Genomic DNA, 14,951 nt, shown 5'->3' on the forward strand with positions numbered 1-14,951 from the left:
CCATCGCTCAGGAAAAATCCTGCGCAACACGCTCCGCGCTTTCCCGCGCATAGCCGCTTGTCGCAAGCGCTCCGACCAGCACCACACCGCAGCCAAGCGCCACTCCGATCCAGCAGACGAAATAGCTAAGATGCAGAAATGAAGCAGCAAATTCAGCCCTGTCTGCTGTCATGATCCCCGCGCCACGGACACTCCCCGCTATCGCCACGCCAAGGGCCGCCCCAATCTGTCGACTCGTGGACGCAACCGCCGCCGCCAGACCGGCCTGCCGCCTCGGCATTCCAGAGACTGCCGCGTTGGTGATCGGCGCATTACAGAGGCCGAATCCTGCGCCCGTCAGCGCATAGGCCGTCGCCAGCCAGAGCGGTGACGTGTCCGCAGCCAGCCCGGCAAGCATCCACGCTCCACCAGCCAGCCCGCAGCCGGACAGCATCAGCGGCACACGAGCGCCCCGCGCCGCCACCAGCCTCCCGGAAAGCGGGGCTGCGATCACCACAGCCACAGCGAAGGGCATCAGTTTCCAGCCCGCCGCACCGGGAGCGAATCCTCTCACGTCCTGAAGGTAGATGGTGCTCAGGAATAGCAGCGACGAAAAAACAGCGAAGCAGAGCACGGCCAGCACAGTGGCCGACGCAAAAGGAACAGAGCGGAAAAACCCAAGATTCAGCATGGGGTGCGCACTGCGCTTCTCGACAATGAGAAACGCCGCCAGCGACAGCACAGACAAAGCCAGCAGCCCGAGAATCGGAGCACTATGCCAGCCGAAATCCGGCCCTTCGATCAGAGCGCCCACTAGGGTCATGCTCGTCAGCGCGGCCAGCACCTGCCCAACCGGATCGAATCGCGCCGGAATCGGGGAGCGCGATTCCGGGACGAAACGGATCGTCATGGCCAGAGCGACCAGCCCGACAGGCACATTGATCCAGAACACCGCGCGCCAGTTCAGCGCATCGGCGATAAATCCGCCGACAGCAGGCCCCAGCGCCAGCGCGATGCCAGACATCATGCCCCACATGCCGATCGCCCGCGCACGATCGCCCGGGTCCAGAAATGTATTCGCAATGATGGAGAGAGCCACCGGATTCAGCATGGCGCCCCCTACCCCCTGCAGAATCCGCGCCACGATCATCTGCGTCGGCGTGAGAGCCAGCCCACAGAGCGCGGAAGCCCCACAGAAAATCACGATTCCCGTCAGAAAGACCCGCCTCCGTCCGAACCGGTCCGCCAGAGTGCCTGCCGCCATGAGCAGAGCCGCGACTGTCAGCGTGTAGGCGTCCACAATCCATTGCAGACCGGAGAGGCTGGCCCCGAAAGCCTGCCTGATGGAGGGCAGAACCACATTGACGATGGTCACGTCCATCATGACCAGCAGCAGACTGAGACAACAGGACGCCAGCACAAGCCATTGGTGTCTTTTGGAATCCGGCTGGGCGGTTTGTAAGAGCATCGTTTCTTTTCCTGACAGCGCAGCAGACATGACAAAGCGCAGGCAAATGGGAATAGCCCAGCCTGACCGACTTAGTCACATCGCGTATATCGCTTATACAGGAAATCTGGAGCGGGCGAAGGGAATCGAACCCTCCTAAGAAGCTTGGAAGGCTACTGCATTACCACTATGCTACGCCCGCATCCGAGGCGCTTATATAACTTCCCTTTCGGACGACGCAAGCCTCTATCCATGCCGTTATGCGCCGGAATGGACGCGCTGCTTTTTTCACAGAAAATAATTCTCGCAAAAATCCGGCTTTTCGTGGGGTTTTTCAGCGCTTCCCCGATCAGGAAGATCATTTTTCCGAAGCAATTCTCTCTCCCTCCTCTTGACTTTAAACGCGCAACATATTCTTTTCCGCCACCTGTGCCCGACCTGAGTGGAAACAGCGGAAAAGACTTCGGTCTGCTTCGGGGGTCACTCGGGATGGTACCGCAGGGGTGTAGCTCAATTGGCTAGAGCGCCGGTCTCCAAAACCGGAGGTTGCGGGTTCGAGACCCTCCGCCCCTGCCAAATCAGCCTGAATTCAGTCTCAACGGGACCAGTCCCGACGCTGGACAGGGCTGGCACAGGTTGCCGGCTCCGGCCGGTTTCTGGCGAGTGTTACCGGTCTGCCGGATTCGGCCCAGTCAGGGTCGACGGGCAGGTCGAAAGAGAAGGTTTTTTCGTGTCAGCCAGTCCAGTCAAATTCCTCCGGGATGTAGAAGCCGAGGCCAAAAAGGTCACCTGGCCGTCACGGAAAGCGACGCTGGTGACAACGGGAGCCGTACTCGCGATGGCTACGCTCGCTTCCATTTTCTTTTTCGTCGTCGATCAGGCTATCGGGCTCGGCGTTCGAGAACTTTTCGGGCTGGGAGGCTAGAGGACCGGCATGGCCAAGCGGTGGTACGTCGTTCACGTCTATTCGGGTTTCGAGAAGAAAATCGCCACCCAGATCATGGAAGAGGCCGCCCAGAAAGGGCTGTCCGACCATATTGAGCAGGTTCTTGTCCCTTCCGAGGAAGTGGTGGAGATCCGTCGAGGCCAGAAGGTCAATTCCGAGCGCAAGTTCTTCCCGGGATACATTCTGGTGAACATGGAGCTGACGGACGACGCCTGGCATCTGGTGAAAGACACACCAAGAGTGACCGGGTTCCTTGGCTCCAAGACCCGTCCAAGCCCCATTCCCGCGGCGGAAGCCGAGCGGATCATGAAGCAGGCCCAGGAAGGTGTCGAGCGTCCGCGCTCTTCCGTCACCTTCGAGGTCGGCGAACAGGTCCGCGTCGCAGACGGTCCATTTACCTCCTTCAATGGTGTTGTCGAGGAAGTCGACGAAGAGAAGCAGCGCCTCAAGGTCAGCGTCTCGATCTTCGGTCGCTCCACGCCTGTCGATCTTGAGTATGGGCAAGTCGAGAAACTCTGATCGCCTTTTCGGTTCGCATCCAACAAAAAGCCCCGGTTCAAAAGACCGGGGCTTTTTCGTTCGTATGATTTGCAGGCCGGGACGGAAAACACGATTCCCGCTTTCTCTGCGCCCCGGGCGACAAATTTAAAGGGAATGGCCTCATTCCAGAACATGGAACGTGGCGATCACAAACCCTTCATCTGCCTTGGTCGCACCTGCACATCATCAGGCGTTTTCATTTAACCTGCCGCCGGATGTTCCAACGACGGCAGGCTCGCTATTCTTTTCAGAGAAGTGAGGAAGCCTTGCTCGTGACAGCCTTGCAGACTTTCTTGCGGACCGCAGCTTTCAGAGAGGACAGGGAAAGCTGGTTGCCGTCAGCAAGCTGCAGCAGACCCTGCTGACCTGAAGCGTAGGACGTGTCGCTGGTCACATCGGACTTGCCCGTCAGCGTGTTCAGCGTGGACTTTGCGGAAGAAACATTGCTGACCAGATCATTCTGAACGCAATAACCCAGCAGACCGGCGATGTTGCCTGAGCTTGCGGAAGAAAGCGACGGGACGCCAAGGCTGCCGAGCAGGCCGGATGTGCCGCCGGAAGAACCCGTCACGCTTTGCAGGGCGCCCTGCTCCGCACCCTGAGCAATGCCTCCGAGAGACTGTGCGTGAGAAGCGGACACACCAGCAAACGACAGGCCAGCAACGAGCGCCAGAACGCCAGAACGACGAAAGATCATGGATTTTCCTTTTCAGTGATGGCCCCGGCAAGCCAGTTATCACCGAAGCGCATTCAGACTGTTGAACCTTAATGAGGCGGAAACGCGGCACAACCGCAAAGTCAGCCTTGAATTGCAGGGCTGTTCCTTCTGCAACTCTCACCCGGCCCCATTTCACCCTGAGTGAAACCGAACGAGTGATTTCGGCGTCCCTGGAAAGTCTGATCTCCAGCGCAAACGCCCTTCAGCCTTGCGTTAAGCCTTCCACGCACCACGTTCCTGCTATAGGTGTCGACTCGCAATTCTACAGTGGCACTTCCACAGTGAGCGTGGATCAGGAGAGGAACTGAGATGGGTTATCGCGTAGCGGTCGTGGGCGCGACAGGCGCTGTCGGACGCGAAATACTGAAGACCTTGCACGAGCGGGAGTTTCCCGTCGACGAGATCGTGGCTCTGGCGTCACCGCGTTCGACTGGACGCGAAGTCTCCTTTGGGGATCGCACGCTGAAAGTACAGAATCTCGAGACATTCGACTTCGCTGGCTGGGATGTCGCCCTGTTCTCGCCGGGAGCGAGCGTATCCGCGATTCATGGTCCCCGCGCCGCAAAGGCCGGATGCATCGTGATCGACAACACGTCCCACTTCCGCATGGAGCCTGACGTTCCGCTGGTCGTGCCGGAAGTGAATCCCAACGACCTGAAGAAAGCCAGGCGCGGAATCGTCGCGAATCCGAACTGCTCCACTATCCAGATGGTTGTGGCGCTGAAGCCGCTGCATGACCTGTTTACGGCCAAGCGCGTCGTCGTCGCGACCTATCAGGCTGTCGCGGGCGCGGGCAAGGACGGCATGGACGAGCTGTTCGCCCAGACCAAGGGCACGTTCGTCAACGATCCGCCAAAGGTCGAGCAGTTCCAGAAGCAGATCGCCTTCAACTGCATTCCGCAGATCGACCGCTTCATGGATGACGGCGCCACCAAGGAAGAGTGGAAGATGACCGTCGAGACGAAAAAGATTCTCGACCCGGAGATCCAGGTTCTCGCCACCTGCGTGCGCGTGCCGGTCTTCATCGGTCACTCGGAAGCTGTGGTGGTCGAGTTCGAGGAGCCCGTCGATCTCAGGAAGGCGCGTGAGGCGCTGCGTGAGGCTGAAGGAGTCGTGCTGCTCGATGAGCGCGAGGACGGTGGTTACGTGACGCCGATCGAATGCGTGGGAGAAGACGCAACTTACGTCTCCCGTCTGCGAATCGATCCGACCGTGCCGAACGGTCTGGCCTTCTGGTGCGTGTCCGACAATCTGCGCAAGGGCGCGGCCCTGAACGCCGTGCAGATCGCGGAGACGATGATTGCTCTCGATCTGTTGCCTCATCGCAACTAAGACGCTGGAGGCCGCCGGTCACGGGGGATTGATGCGACCGGTCGGCCAGATGACTGTTTCACGCGGATTACACGCCCTGAAACAGTCCAGGCGTCATCTGCCGCAGAGAGTCCCCGTTCCCGGCAGGTTTTCATCCTCCCAAACGTGAGGCTCCCTCTCGGTCTCGTGTTTCCCCGTTCAATTGACCACGAAAACCCTGCGGCGTAGGACCGGTTTTGGAATAGCGCCGCCTTTCGTGCGGCGTTTTACGTGGACAAGATGACGAGGCGACGATGCAGGATGTCCGGGAAGCGCTCTATGTCGGGAGCCGAAGTGACGGCGCTCTAATCCGACGACCGATGTCACCGCATCTTCAGGTCTATAAAATGCGCCTGTCGATGTTTCTTTCCATTTCGAACCGAATTACGGGTGTGGTGGCAACCGGCGGTTCAGCACTGGGTGTCTTCTGGCTGGCGGCCCTCGCGAAAGGACCCAAGTCCTTTGCAAGCGCCCGCAAGGTGACAGGCAATCCGCTGGGTCAGCTCGTGCTGTTCGGATGGATTCTTTCACTGGTCTGGCACACCGTTGGTGGCCTTCGCCACTTCATCTGGGATGCCGGCCATCGCTACGACAAGAAGGAACTGAACGAGGACGGTCCGGTGGCGCTTGGCGTCATCGCCGGTGTGGGCGTCACGCTCGCCACCGCCCTGCTCGGTGTTTCCTGCTGTCGTGCACGGCATCGCGCCAAGCTGCTGAAGAAGGCTTCCTGAGATGAATGCAACGTCTCCCACGCATCGCACCGTGATGCGCTCACAGCTGGGCCGCGCCCGTGGTCTTGGCTCCGGTCATTCGGGCACCGGCCACTGGATCGTGGAGCGTGTTTCAGCAGCCAGTCTGCTGCCACTCTCCGGCTGGTTCGTCATCCAGATGTTCCGCCTCGGTGGCGAGGATTACGAGCAGGTCGCCAAATGGGGTGGCAAGCCGGTCAACGCGACGCTCCTCGCCGCTCTGGTCGCCACCAGCTTCTATCACGCGGAAGTCGGGCTGCAGGTGATTGTGGACGATTACGTGCATGGCAAGGCTCACGCCCCCACAAAACTACTCGTGAAGATCGGCACAGGACTTCTCGGTCTGCTCGGCATCGTTTCGGTGCTGAAACTGGCCCTTGGTCGCCCTGCCTCAAAAGGCTGATCGCCGCTGACCGACGTGGCCAGCAGGCTTCGCCGGTTTTTCTGATGCATTGACTGGTCGCAAGACAACGGGAGCGCCGTCACTATGAACGCTAATTCCTCTCCTTCTCGGGGGGCCTACCGCATTGTCGATCACGCCTATGACGTGGTCGTGGTCGGCGCCGGCGGGTCGGGTCTCCGTGCAACGCTGGGTATGGGCGCCGCTGGCCTGTCCACCGCCTGCGTCACGAAAGTTTTCCCCACACGCAGCCATACGGTCGCAGCACAGGGCGGCATCGGTGCTTCCCTGGGCAACATGGCCGAAGATAACTGGCGCTGGCACATGTACGACACCGTGAAGGGGTCGGACTGGCTGGGCGATCAGGACGCGATCGAGTACATGTGCCGCGAGGCGGTCCCCGCCGTGTACGAACTCGAACATTTCGGTGTGCCGTTCTCCCGCACCGAACAGGGCAAGATCTATCAGCGCCCCTTCGGCGGTCACATGAGCGACTACGGCAAGGCTCCGGTGCCCCGCGCCTGCGCCGCCGCCGACCGCACGGGTCACGCGATCCTGCACACGCTGTATCAGCAGTGCCTGAAGCATGACGTCGAATTCTTCGTCGAATATTTCGCCATTGATCTCATCATGGATGAGGAAGGCGCGTGTCGCGGCGTGATGGCGTGGTGTCAGGACGACGGCACGATCCATCGCTTCAATGCGAAGATGGTCGTTCTGGCGACGGGTGGTTACGGCCGCGCCTACCAGTCCTGCACCTCGGCCCACACCTGCACCGGTGACGGCGGCGGCATGGTCATGCGCGCCGGTCTGCCGACGCAGGACATGGAGTTCGTGCAGTTCCATCCGACCGGCATCTATCCGGCGGGCTGCCTGCTCACGGAAGGCTGCCGTGGTGAAGGCGCTTACCTGACCAACTCGGAAGGCGAGCGCTTCATGGAGCGTTACGCGCCGACGGCGAAGGATCTGGCGTCCCGTGACGTTGTCTCCCGCGCCATGACGGTGGAAATGCGTGAAGGCCGTGGTTGTGGTCCGAAGAAGGACCACATGATGATGCATCTGGAGCATCTCGGTTCCGAACTGCTGCATGAGCGTCTGCCGGGCATCATTGAGACGTCCCGCATCTTCGCCGGTGTGGACGTGACGAAGGAGCCGGTTCCGGTTCTGCCGACTGTTCACTACAACATGGGCGGCATCCCGACGAACATTCACGGTGAAGTTGTCCGCCCGACGGACGACAACCCGGATGCCGTCGTGCCCGGCCTGATGGCTGTTGGTGAAGCGGCCTGCGTGTCCGTGCATGGCGCGAACCGTCTCGGCACCAACTCGCTGCTCGATCTGATCGTCTTCGGTCGCGCCGCTGCGAAGCGCGCCGCCGAGATTGTCAAGCCGACCGACTTCGTGAAGCCGCTACCTGCTGGCGCTGGCGAGAACGCGCTCGATCGTCTCGACGCCCTGCGTTACGCCAAGGGCGGCACCCGCGTTTCCGAACTGCGTGACCGTCTCCAGCGCGACATGCAGATGCACGCAGCAGTGTTCCGCACCGAGGAAAGCCTCAAGGAAGGCTGTGACAAGATCCAGGATATCTGGAAAGCCAAGGGCGACCTGTCCGTGGCCGACCGTTCCCTGATCTGGAACAGCGACCTGATGGAAGCGCTCGAATTCGAGAATCTTCTCGCCAACGCGACCGTGACGCTGGAAAGCGGCCTTGTCCGCCATGAAAGCCGCGGCGCTCACGCCCGTGACGATTATCCGGACCGTGACGACAAGGAGTGGATGAAGCACAGCGTGTCGTGGCTGGATGACAAGGGTGGCACGAACATGACGTACCGTCCGGTGCACATGAAGACCCTCACCGATGAGGTTCAGGTCTTCCCGCCCAAGAAGCGCGTCTACTGACCCACCGCAAGACAAGGGAGACAGAACATGGTCGAACTTAGACTTCCGCGTAACAGCACGGTGGGTAAGGGGCAGTTTTTTCCTGCCCCCGCCGGCTCCAAGAATGTGCGGACTTTCAAGATCTATCGCTGGACGCCGGATGACGACAGCAATCCGGTGATGGACGCGTATGAGATCGATATCGACAGCATCGGCCCGATGGTGCTCGATGCGCTGATCCACATCAAGAACGACGTCGATCCTACGCTCACCTTCCGCCGTTCCTGCCGTGAAGGCATCTGCGGCTCCTGCGCGATGAACATCGACGGCGAGAACACGCTCGCGTGCCTCAAGCCGATCCGGGACATGCAGGGGGATATCATCATCAATCCCCTGCCCCACATGCCCATCGTGAAGGATCTCGTCTCCAACCTCGATGGCGCATATGCCCAGCTGCGCTCCATCGATCCCTGGATGAAGGCTGACAGCGCGCCTCCACCGGATGGTGAGCGTCTCCAGTCACCGGAAGAGCGCGCCAAGCTGGACGGCATGTGGGAGTGCATCCTGTGCTTCTGCTGCACAACGTCCTGCCCGTCCTACTGGTGGAACGGCGACCGTTACCTCGGTCCGGCTACGCTGCTCGCAGCCTATCGCTGGATCGCGGACAGCCGTGACGAACATCAGGGCGACCGTCTCGACTCGCTGGAAGATACCTTCAAGCTCTATGCGTGCCGCACGATCATGAACTGCACACAGACCTGCCCGAAGGGTCTCAATCCCGCCAAGGCCATTGGCCGGATCAAGGAACTTCAGGTCGAGCGCAAGCTCTGATCTGCTGATCCAGCACTGCATGAAAAACGCCGGAGGGGAGACCTTCCGGCGTTTTTTATTGTGGCCGGTCGTTTTGCGGGACCTGTCTCCAGACCTCACAAAAGAACACAGTCTCTTTGATCGCCGTCGTCTTTACAAAAAGAATGAGTGGTTTCCCCGCTTCTGACCGCCAAAAGTAACAGAATGAAACTTTTTCGCTCAAATTTTAAATTCCGGGTGGACCGTCACTTTTCCAAAGAGACTGTTAATCATCTCCCAGCATCTCTTTGAATATTCAAAAAGCGTGCGAGATTTCATGGCCTTTTATCCTTTCACTGCTGCCGGGCAGGCCTACCCCCGGAACCAGTGGTATGTCGCAGCATGGAGCCATGAAATTGGTGAAAAGCCGTTGATGCGAACGATCGCCGGTGAGCACATTATCGTCTATCGACAGCGGTCCGGGGACGTCGCGGCTGTGTCAGCGCTCTGTCCACACCGGCAGATGCCTCTGGAAACAGCGGAAATCGTCAACGACCAGATCGTTTGTCCATATCACGGCGCAGCCTTCGGTTCTGACGGCGTGTGTGTCCATCTGCCTTTTCAGAAACATGTTCCTGCAGGCATGGATCTGAAATCATTTCATGTTGTGGAAAGCACACCCTTTATCTGGCTGTGGGTCGGTGCAGGGAAAGCGCCTGACATGAGTCGCCTGCCGTTTGCGCGCAGCCTTCAACCTGAGGCCGGCCAGACTCTGCTCTTCGGTCTGAAGACCTTTCATGTGCGGGCCAGATCACAGATTGTTCTCGAAAATCTCTTTGACCAGTCTCACATCAGTTTTACGCATCCTCTCACACTCGGACAGCGCTGTGCAGCAAATGGTCCGACCAGACCTTCCGAAATCATCGACGATGAAAACCATCTGGCCTTCCTGCGTCTTTCTCCGGCGAAGGATACAGATGAGGCTCTCCGGGCGTTATTCCCCGATATCAGTGCGAAAATGCGTATCAAGGGGCGTTCGGAACTGTTTGGGGTCGGACTGGTCATAGCAGCGGGGTCCGAGATTATCGCCTGTGATGCAGAGGGAGAACCGGCGTCCAGCATGGGTGACCTCGTCTTCTTCCATGCAATCACGCCGGAGACGGATCACAGCACCCATTACTTTGCCGGGATCATGCGGGATTTTGCGCTGGACGATGACGCAATTTCCAACAGTTACTCAGAACGCAACGATCAGGTGGTGCGCGAGGATATCAGGGTTCTGGAAGCGATAGAGCCCTACCTTACGGAAGCGGATGTCAGTGATGAACCAAATTTCGTGACTGATGCCGCCGCCGTGCGTGTGCGCCGCCGGATTGAAGCTCTCATGGAGAATAATCCGGCGGCCCGTGCTTGCGAGCCTGTCGTCGGATTATGAAAACACGTGAGGTATAAGCTTAAAAAACGATCTATTATGAAGCTTTTTGAAAACAGCTTTATCAAAACTTTTGTATTTTCATCCCACGTCTGTTGGGGGAAATCATTTCCATAGTCTCCAGAGTCATGCTGACTTCTGATTGACAGGCAATGCTTTGACCTCAGGCTCATTCCTGTCATTGGAAAACATGATTATACCTGTTCTTCTGACGTGAAGATGCCTCTTCACACACGGAACAGGACACGAAAACAGCAATGCAGCCTTCCCGCTCACGTTTTTCGCCTCAGACTCAACGATGAAAAACGTACGTTTTGATGCATTACAGTCCGTACGTGGGCTGGCGGCTCTTGTCGTGGTGCTGCGACACGTTCTGGCCTGCTATCCCCTGTCGAGCCATTCCGCGACAGTCATCGTTTTCTTTCTTTTCAACTCGCCTGCGGCTGTCACGCTCTTTTTCGTTCTCAGCGGGTTTGTCCTCACACATTCCCTCGTGGGGCAGAACTTTTCGGTGGAGACCGTTCTGACCTTCTGGACACGTCGCGTATTTCGCATTCTGCCCGCGCTGGTTGTTGTCACGCTGCTTTCCGCTCTTTTTACCCGCACGCCACTCGCAGGCTGGCCTGTGGCAGGAAGCGATCCGTCAATGGAAGCGCTTCTTCCCCATGACATGCCTCTGTCACCCGCATTATTGGCAAAATGTCTTGTCTCGATTTCCAGCGCCCTGGTGCCCCAGAACTGGACTGTCGCCGTCGAACTGATCGCCGCCGCCTTTTTCCCCTTTCTCTGGGCGTCCAGCCGGAACGAGAGCCGGATTTTCCTTCCCGTCGTGCTGCTCGCTCTGGCCCTCTCCATCTGCGCCCCATCGGGCGGCAAGGGGCTTCCCTTTATTTACGGTTTCAGTTTCGTAGTGGGGATCATCGCCTATCGGGGATGGCAGAACACGAACGTCATTCTCACATCCGTCGGTGTTCTGCTCGCGGCGGTGGGCATGTCGCTTCCCACCACCCTGCTGACCGAACCGGAAACACTGGGCGCTGTGTTCAACTCGCCAAAACTGGTTATTCCAGAGACGATCTGCGCTGGTTTTATGCTGTTCGGGCTGGCGCGTAACGGCACGATAGCTGGCCTGCTTTCAAACAGGGCGCTGCTCTGGCTGGGCGATATCTCGTTCAGCCTTTATCTCGTGCATTTTCTGGTCATCGCCATTGCAGGGCGACTGCTTTCACCCTTGCTGCCGGCGTTTTCAATGCCGATACGGGAAGGCATGGTTTTCTGCCTGACCCTGCTGATCGCCCTACCAGTAAGTCATCTGCTGTATGAGAAAGTGGAAAGACCAGCGAACCGACTGGGTCATCGGCTTTCCACTCTCTTTCGGCCATCGCGCAGAACTTCCTGAACCGGCCTTTGCAGATTCAGGAAACCTCGGGTTTGCGTGAAATCAGGCTTTCTTCACGAACTCGGATTTCAGGTTCATCGCGCCGAAGCCCGGAATCTTGCAGGCGATGTCGTGTCCGTCCGTCCCGTCGACAAGACGAATGCCCTTGACCTTGGTGCCGCCTTTCACAACCTGCGACGATCCCTTGATCTTCAGTTCCTTGATGACGCTGACCGTATCGCCATCCGCCAGCACATTGCCGTTGGCGTCACGGATCACACGCTCGCCCTGCTCTCCCGCTTCCGTGGCCTCGCCTGTCCACTCATGAGCGCATTCCGGGCAGATCCAGAGAGGGCCATCCTGATACACATGCTCCGATCCACATTCCGGGCATTTCAGGGCTTCGCTCATCTCGCACTCTCCGTTACCGACAGACGCAGGGTGCGCCTTCGCGGATGCAGGCATGGCAAACCGGCGGCTGCGACACAAGCCTGCGTCCCATCCCGAGCCGCAGATTTCACATATGATCGTTCAGGGAAGCGGGGCCGTGTGATAGAGCGTCACACGCAGTCCGCCGTGTGGAACCGGCGCTGTTGTGGGCAGAAATGGCAACGTGGTCGCATGGGCGAGCGCCGTTTCCGTCGTCACGATCCCCACGCGCCAGCCGGAGAACCGGTTCATCAGCGTCTGGCCGAAGGCGCGATAGAGAGGAATCAGCGCCTTTTTGTCCCCGATACGGGTTCCATAAGGCGGATTGGCGATCACCAGACCCGGCGGTCCTTCCGGCGGCTGAAGTTCACTGATTGTCGCCTGTTGCAGCGTCACATAATCAGCGACACCCGCCTGCTCCAGATTGGTGCGGCTCATGGCGATGGCTCCCGCGTCCCGGTCACTGCCATAAAACCGGACGGAAGGCGTGCGTTCACTTTTTACAGCCCGCATCTGCGCCCACGCTTCGGGGTCGAATGTCGCCAGTTCCTCGAAAGCGAAGTGGCGGGAGCGCCCCGGATTGAGACGGGCGGCGATTTCGGCCGCTTCCAGCAGAAAGGTGCCCGAGCCGCACATCGGGTCCACCACGGGCTCGTTACCTGTGTAGCCACATTGCCGCAGAAAAAGGGACGCCATGGTTTCACGGATCGGTGCCCGGTTGACCGCAGCCTTATGTCCGCGTCGATGGAGGAGAACACCGGACGTATCCACACTGATGGTGCAGATGTCCCGTTCAATGCGCGCCCTCACCAGAACACCGCCTTCTTTGGCTTCCGACGCGCCCAGTGTTTCGTGGATGGCGCGGGTGATGCGTTCGACCGCGGCTCCCTCGTGATAGATGCGCGAAGTGGTGCAGTCTGCCTCGACCCGGAACGGAACGTCCGGACGCAAAACCTCTGCCCACGGCACCTGTCGGGCGCGTTGATCGAGTTGCGCCAGATGCGTCACGCGAAAGCTATCGATCCGCGCCAGCACCCGACTTGCGCCGCGAATCCACAGATTGGCCCGCCAGACTTCTGGCCAGCCGCCCAGTATCGTGACACCGCCGGGAACGGCGACGGGGCGTTTGAAGCCTTTAAGGCGCACCTCTTCACACAGGACTGCCTCCAGTCCGGGAATGGTTGCCAGAAAGATCTCGAAGGGGCGCGGTCCAGTCATTGCGCTTCCATGACAGGAAGCTGCTTTCTCAGCAAACCGATATTGCCGGAAAAAGCTGAAAAACCTTTCTGATCAGTGGATAAAGCCGTCCGGATACAAGCACCACATCAGCTTGATCCATTTTTTTGACAAAAAAGCCTGACCCGTGTTTCAATAAGATACTTATTTCATGAAACATTGCATTCTGGTCCTGCCCTGAGACAGCGTGTGCAGACTTTTCTGACGGTCCGGAACTACCATGGATATCGCCCCAGCTGTCACCACGTCTTCAATGAATACCACTCTTGATCTTCTACCTGACCTGATCTGTGTGGTCAGTCCGGATCGACGCAGTGATTATTTCAACAAGGCCTGGCGCAGCTATGCCGATGGACCGAATCATGACTTTGCATCGGACGCCTGGGTTGACTGGATCATTCCGGAAGATCGCGATCAGATCGAGCAGATTCTGAGACTGTCTCTGGAAACCGGCGAGCAGCAGACGACGGAATGTCGCCTGATGGGAGGCGTCTCCCCGGGTTCTGCCAACTCCGGTCGGTGGTTTCTGTTTCGGACTGTTCCCCACAGGGACGCCAGCAACACGCTTCTGTTCTGGTTCCATATCCTGACCGATGTTCATGAGCAGAAACTGCGTGAACAGAAGACCAGTCACACCGCCCGCATGCGCATGGCCATGCTCAATGTCAGCTCGGACTGCATCAAGGTGATCAACACCGACGGCACGCTGGCTCACATGAATGAGGCGGGCTGTACGGCGCTGAATGTCGATGCAGATTCAGGTTTTGGCATGAAATGGCTGCCGCTTCTGCCTCAGGAAGCATGGGATCCGGGCGAACAGGCGCTGGAAGAAGCCCGCAACGGAGCAGGAGCCAGGTTTGGCGGCCTCAGCCAGATACCGGGACAACCGCCGCGTTACTGGGATAACGTTCTGACTCCCCTGCTCAACACAAGCGGCGGCGTGGAGGCAATCCTCTGTGTATCCCGTGATGTGACGAAGGTGCGGGAGAACGAGGCGCGCATCGGCATGCTTCTGCGTGAGGTCACGCACCGCTCCCGCAACATGCTGACCGTCGTAAGGGCCATGCTCAGGCGGACGGTTCCGGACCCGCGCGCCTCCTTTGTGACATCGCTCGATCAACGCATCACCGCCATTGCCCGCGGTCTGGATCTGCTGGTGCGGGAGCAATGGACCGGCGCCAGCGTTGAAGATGTTGTGACGGCGCACACTGCCGCGAACGGCGAATCCTGCCTCAGCCGGCTTCGCCTCGAAGGCGACCCCCATATCCGTCTGCGTGCGGAGGCTGTGGAAAAAATCGGTCTGGCCATTCACGAACTGACAACGAATGCGGTACGTTATGGCGCTCTTTCCAACGATACCGGCGCTGTGACCATCAACTGGCAGATTGAAGGAAAGAACGATGACGCTCTGTTCCGGCTGCAATGGAAGGAACTCGGCGGCCCTCCGATCATGGAACCACCATCAAAAGGTTTCGGCACGGCAGTGATCGAACGCAACCCCCGCGGAATAGAAGGGGCAAATGTCATCTGTCATCATGAAGCGGATGGTGTGTTCTGGGAATTCACGGCACCGGCAAAACGGGTGCTGACCCGTCTGCCGACAAACTGATCCGTTCGCTCTCAGCGGCCTGCCAATGAACCATCCTTTCAGTCACAAGAAAGTTCTGTTGCAGTGGGCCG

At 58.8% G+C, this 14,951-nt stretch carries 14 protein-coding genes and 2 tRNA genes; 11 read left to right on the top strand and 5 right to left on the bottom strand.

Annotated elements, in window-relative coordinates:
- Positions 1-7 precede the first annotated feature (7 nt).
- Together GVI59_RS12725 and GVI59_RS12730 are read right to left on the bottom strand one after the other, a co-directional pair.
- Positions 8-1,447 carry an MFS transporter gene (locus GVI59_RS12725; protein ID WP_173574587.1) on the bottom strand — a complete coding sequence of 480 codons (1,440 nt, stop codon included), beginning with the start codon at positions 1,445-1,447 and terminating at the stop codon, positions 8-10.
- A gap of 107 nt (positions 1,448-1,554) precedes the next feature.
- Positions 1,555-1,628, bottom strand: a tRNA-Gly gene (locus GVI59_RS12730).
- Between the two features lie 297 nt (positions 1,629-1,925).
- Between GVI59_RS12730 and GVI59_RS12735 the strand changes: the two genes are divergently transcribed.
- The 3 genes from GVI59_RS12735 to nusG all read left to right on the top strand — a co-directional run bounded on the left by GVI59_RS12735 (position 1,926) and on the right by nusG (position 2,891).
- Positions 1,926-2,002, top strand: a tRNA-Trp gene (locus tag GVI59_RS12735).
- A 154-nt stretch (positions 2,003-2,156) separates the two neighbouring features.
- Positions 2,157-2,351: a preprotein translocase subunit SecE gene (secE, locus tag GVI59_RS19390; RefSeq protein WP_077814465.1), complete on the top strand. Its 195-nt coding sequence runs from the start codon at positions 2,157-2,159 to the stop codon at positions 2,349-2,351.
- A gap of 9 nt (positions 2,352-2,360) precedes the next feature.
- The gene (gene nusG, locus GVI59_RS12745; protein WP_010668723.1) at positions 2,361-2,891 is read left to right on the top strand and encodes a transcription termination/antitermination protein NusG; all 531 of its coding nucleotides are present in this window, start codon (positions 2,361-2,363) and stop codon (positions 2,889-2,891) included.
- A gap of 268 nt (positions 2,892-3,159) precedes the next feature.
- Here the strand turns inward: nusG and GVI59_RS12750 are convergent, their stop codons facing one another.
- Positions 3,160-3,609, bottom strand: a complete 450-nt coding sequence (locus GVI59_RS12750) for a DUF2501 domain-containing protein (protein WP_173574588.1) — start codon at positions 3,607-3,609, stop codon at positions 3,160-3,162.
- A 330-nt stretch (positions 3,610-3,939) separates the two neighbouring features.
- On the opposite strand from GVI59_RS12750, the gene GVI59_RS12755 reads away from it, so the two are divergent.
- From GVI59_RS12755 to GVI59_RS12785, 7 genes are all read left to right on the top strand, one after another.
- Positions 3,940-4,962: an aspartate-semialdehyde dehydrogenase gene (locus tag GVI59_RS12755; protein WP_173574589.1), complete on the top strand. Its 1,023-nt coding sequence runs from the start codon at positions 3,940-3,942 to the stop codon at positions 4,960-4,962.
- A 272-nt stretch (positions 4,963-5,234) separates the two neighbouring features.
- Entirely contained in the window at positions 5,235-5,711 is a 477-nt protein-coding gene (gene sdhC / locus GVI59_RS12760; protein ID WP_173574590.1) for a succinate dehydrogenase, cytochrome b556 subunit, read from the top strand.
- A 1-nt stretch (position 5,712) separates the two neighbouring features.
- Positions 5,713-6,132 (top strand): succinate dehydrogenase, hydrophobic membrane anchor protein, encoded by a 420-nt coding sequence (gene sdhD / locus GVI59_RS12765; protein ID WP_173574591.1) that lies wholly within the window; start codon positions 5,713-5,715, stop codon positions 6,130-6,132.
- Between the two features lie 84 nt (positions 6,133-6,216).
- The gene (gene sdhA, locus GVI59_RS12770) at positions 6,217-8,028 is read left to right on the top strand and encodes a succinate dehydrogenase flavoprotein subunit (protein ID WP_173574592.1); all 1,812 of its coding nucleotides are present in this window, start codon (positions 6,217-6,219) and stop codon (positions 8,026-8,028) included.
- Positions 8,029-8,055: 27 nt separating this feature from the next.
- Positions 8,056-8,838, top strand: coding sequence for a succinate dehydrogenase iron-sulfur subunit (locus tag GVI59_RS12775; protein WP_173574593.1), 783 nt, complete (start codon positions 8,056-8,058; stop codon positions 8,836-8,838).
- Between the two features lie 295 nt (positions 8,839-9,133).
- Positions 9,134-10,231: an aromatic ring-hydroxylating dioxygenase subunit alpha gene (locus GVI59_RS12780; protein ID WP_173574594.1), complete on the top strand. Its 1,098-nt coding sequence runs from the start codon at positions 9,134-9,136 to the stop codon at positions 10,229-10,231.
- 295 nt (positions 10,232-10,526) lie between these two features.
- A complete protein-coding gene (locus GVI59_RS12785; RefSeq protein ID WP_173574595.1) occupies positions 10,527-11,627 on the top strand; it encodes an acyltransferase family protein in 1,101 nt (366 codons plus the stop codon).
- A gap of 42 nt (positions 11,628-11,669) precedes the next feature.
- Here the strand turns inward: GVI59_RS12785 and GVI59_RS12790 are convergent, their stop codons facing one another.
- Positions 11,670-12,017 (bottom strand): zinc ribbon domain-containing protein YjdM, encoded by a 348-nt coding sequence (locus GVI59_RS12790; RefSeq protein ID WP_173574596.1) that lies wholly within the window; start codon positions 12,015-12,017, stop codon positions 11,670-11,672.
- 120 nt (positions 12,018-12,137) lie between these two features.
- Complete coding sequence (locus GVI59_RS12795; RefSeq protein WP_173574597.1) at positions 12,138-13,253, bottom strand: THUMP domain-containing class I SAM-dependent RNA methyltransferase; 1,116 nt, start codon at positions 13,251-13,253, stop codon at positions 12,138-12,140.
- 238 nt (positions 13,254-13,491) lie between these two features.
- Here GVI59_RS12795 and GVI59_RS12800 point away from each other — a divergent pair, with 238 nt between their 5' ends.
- Entirely contained in the window at positions 13,492-14,880 is a 1,389-nt protein-coding gene (locus GVI59_RS12800) for a PAS domain-containing protein (protein ID WP_173574598.1), read from the top strand.
- Positions 14,881-14,951 lie beyond the last annotated feature (71 nt).

Source organism: Acetobacter sicerae, from assembly GCF_011516765.1.
Lineage (GTDB): Bacteria > Pseudomonadota > Alphaproteobacteria > Acetobacterales > Acetobacteraceae > Acetobacter > Acetobacter sicerae.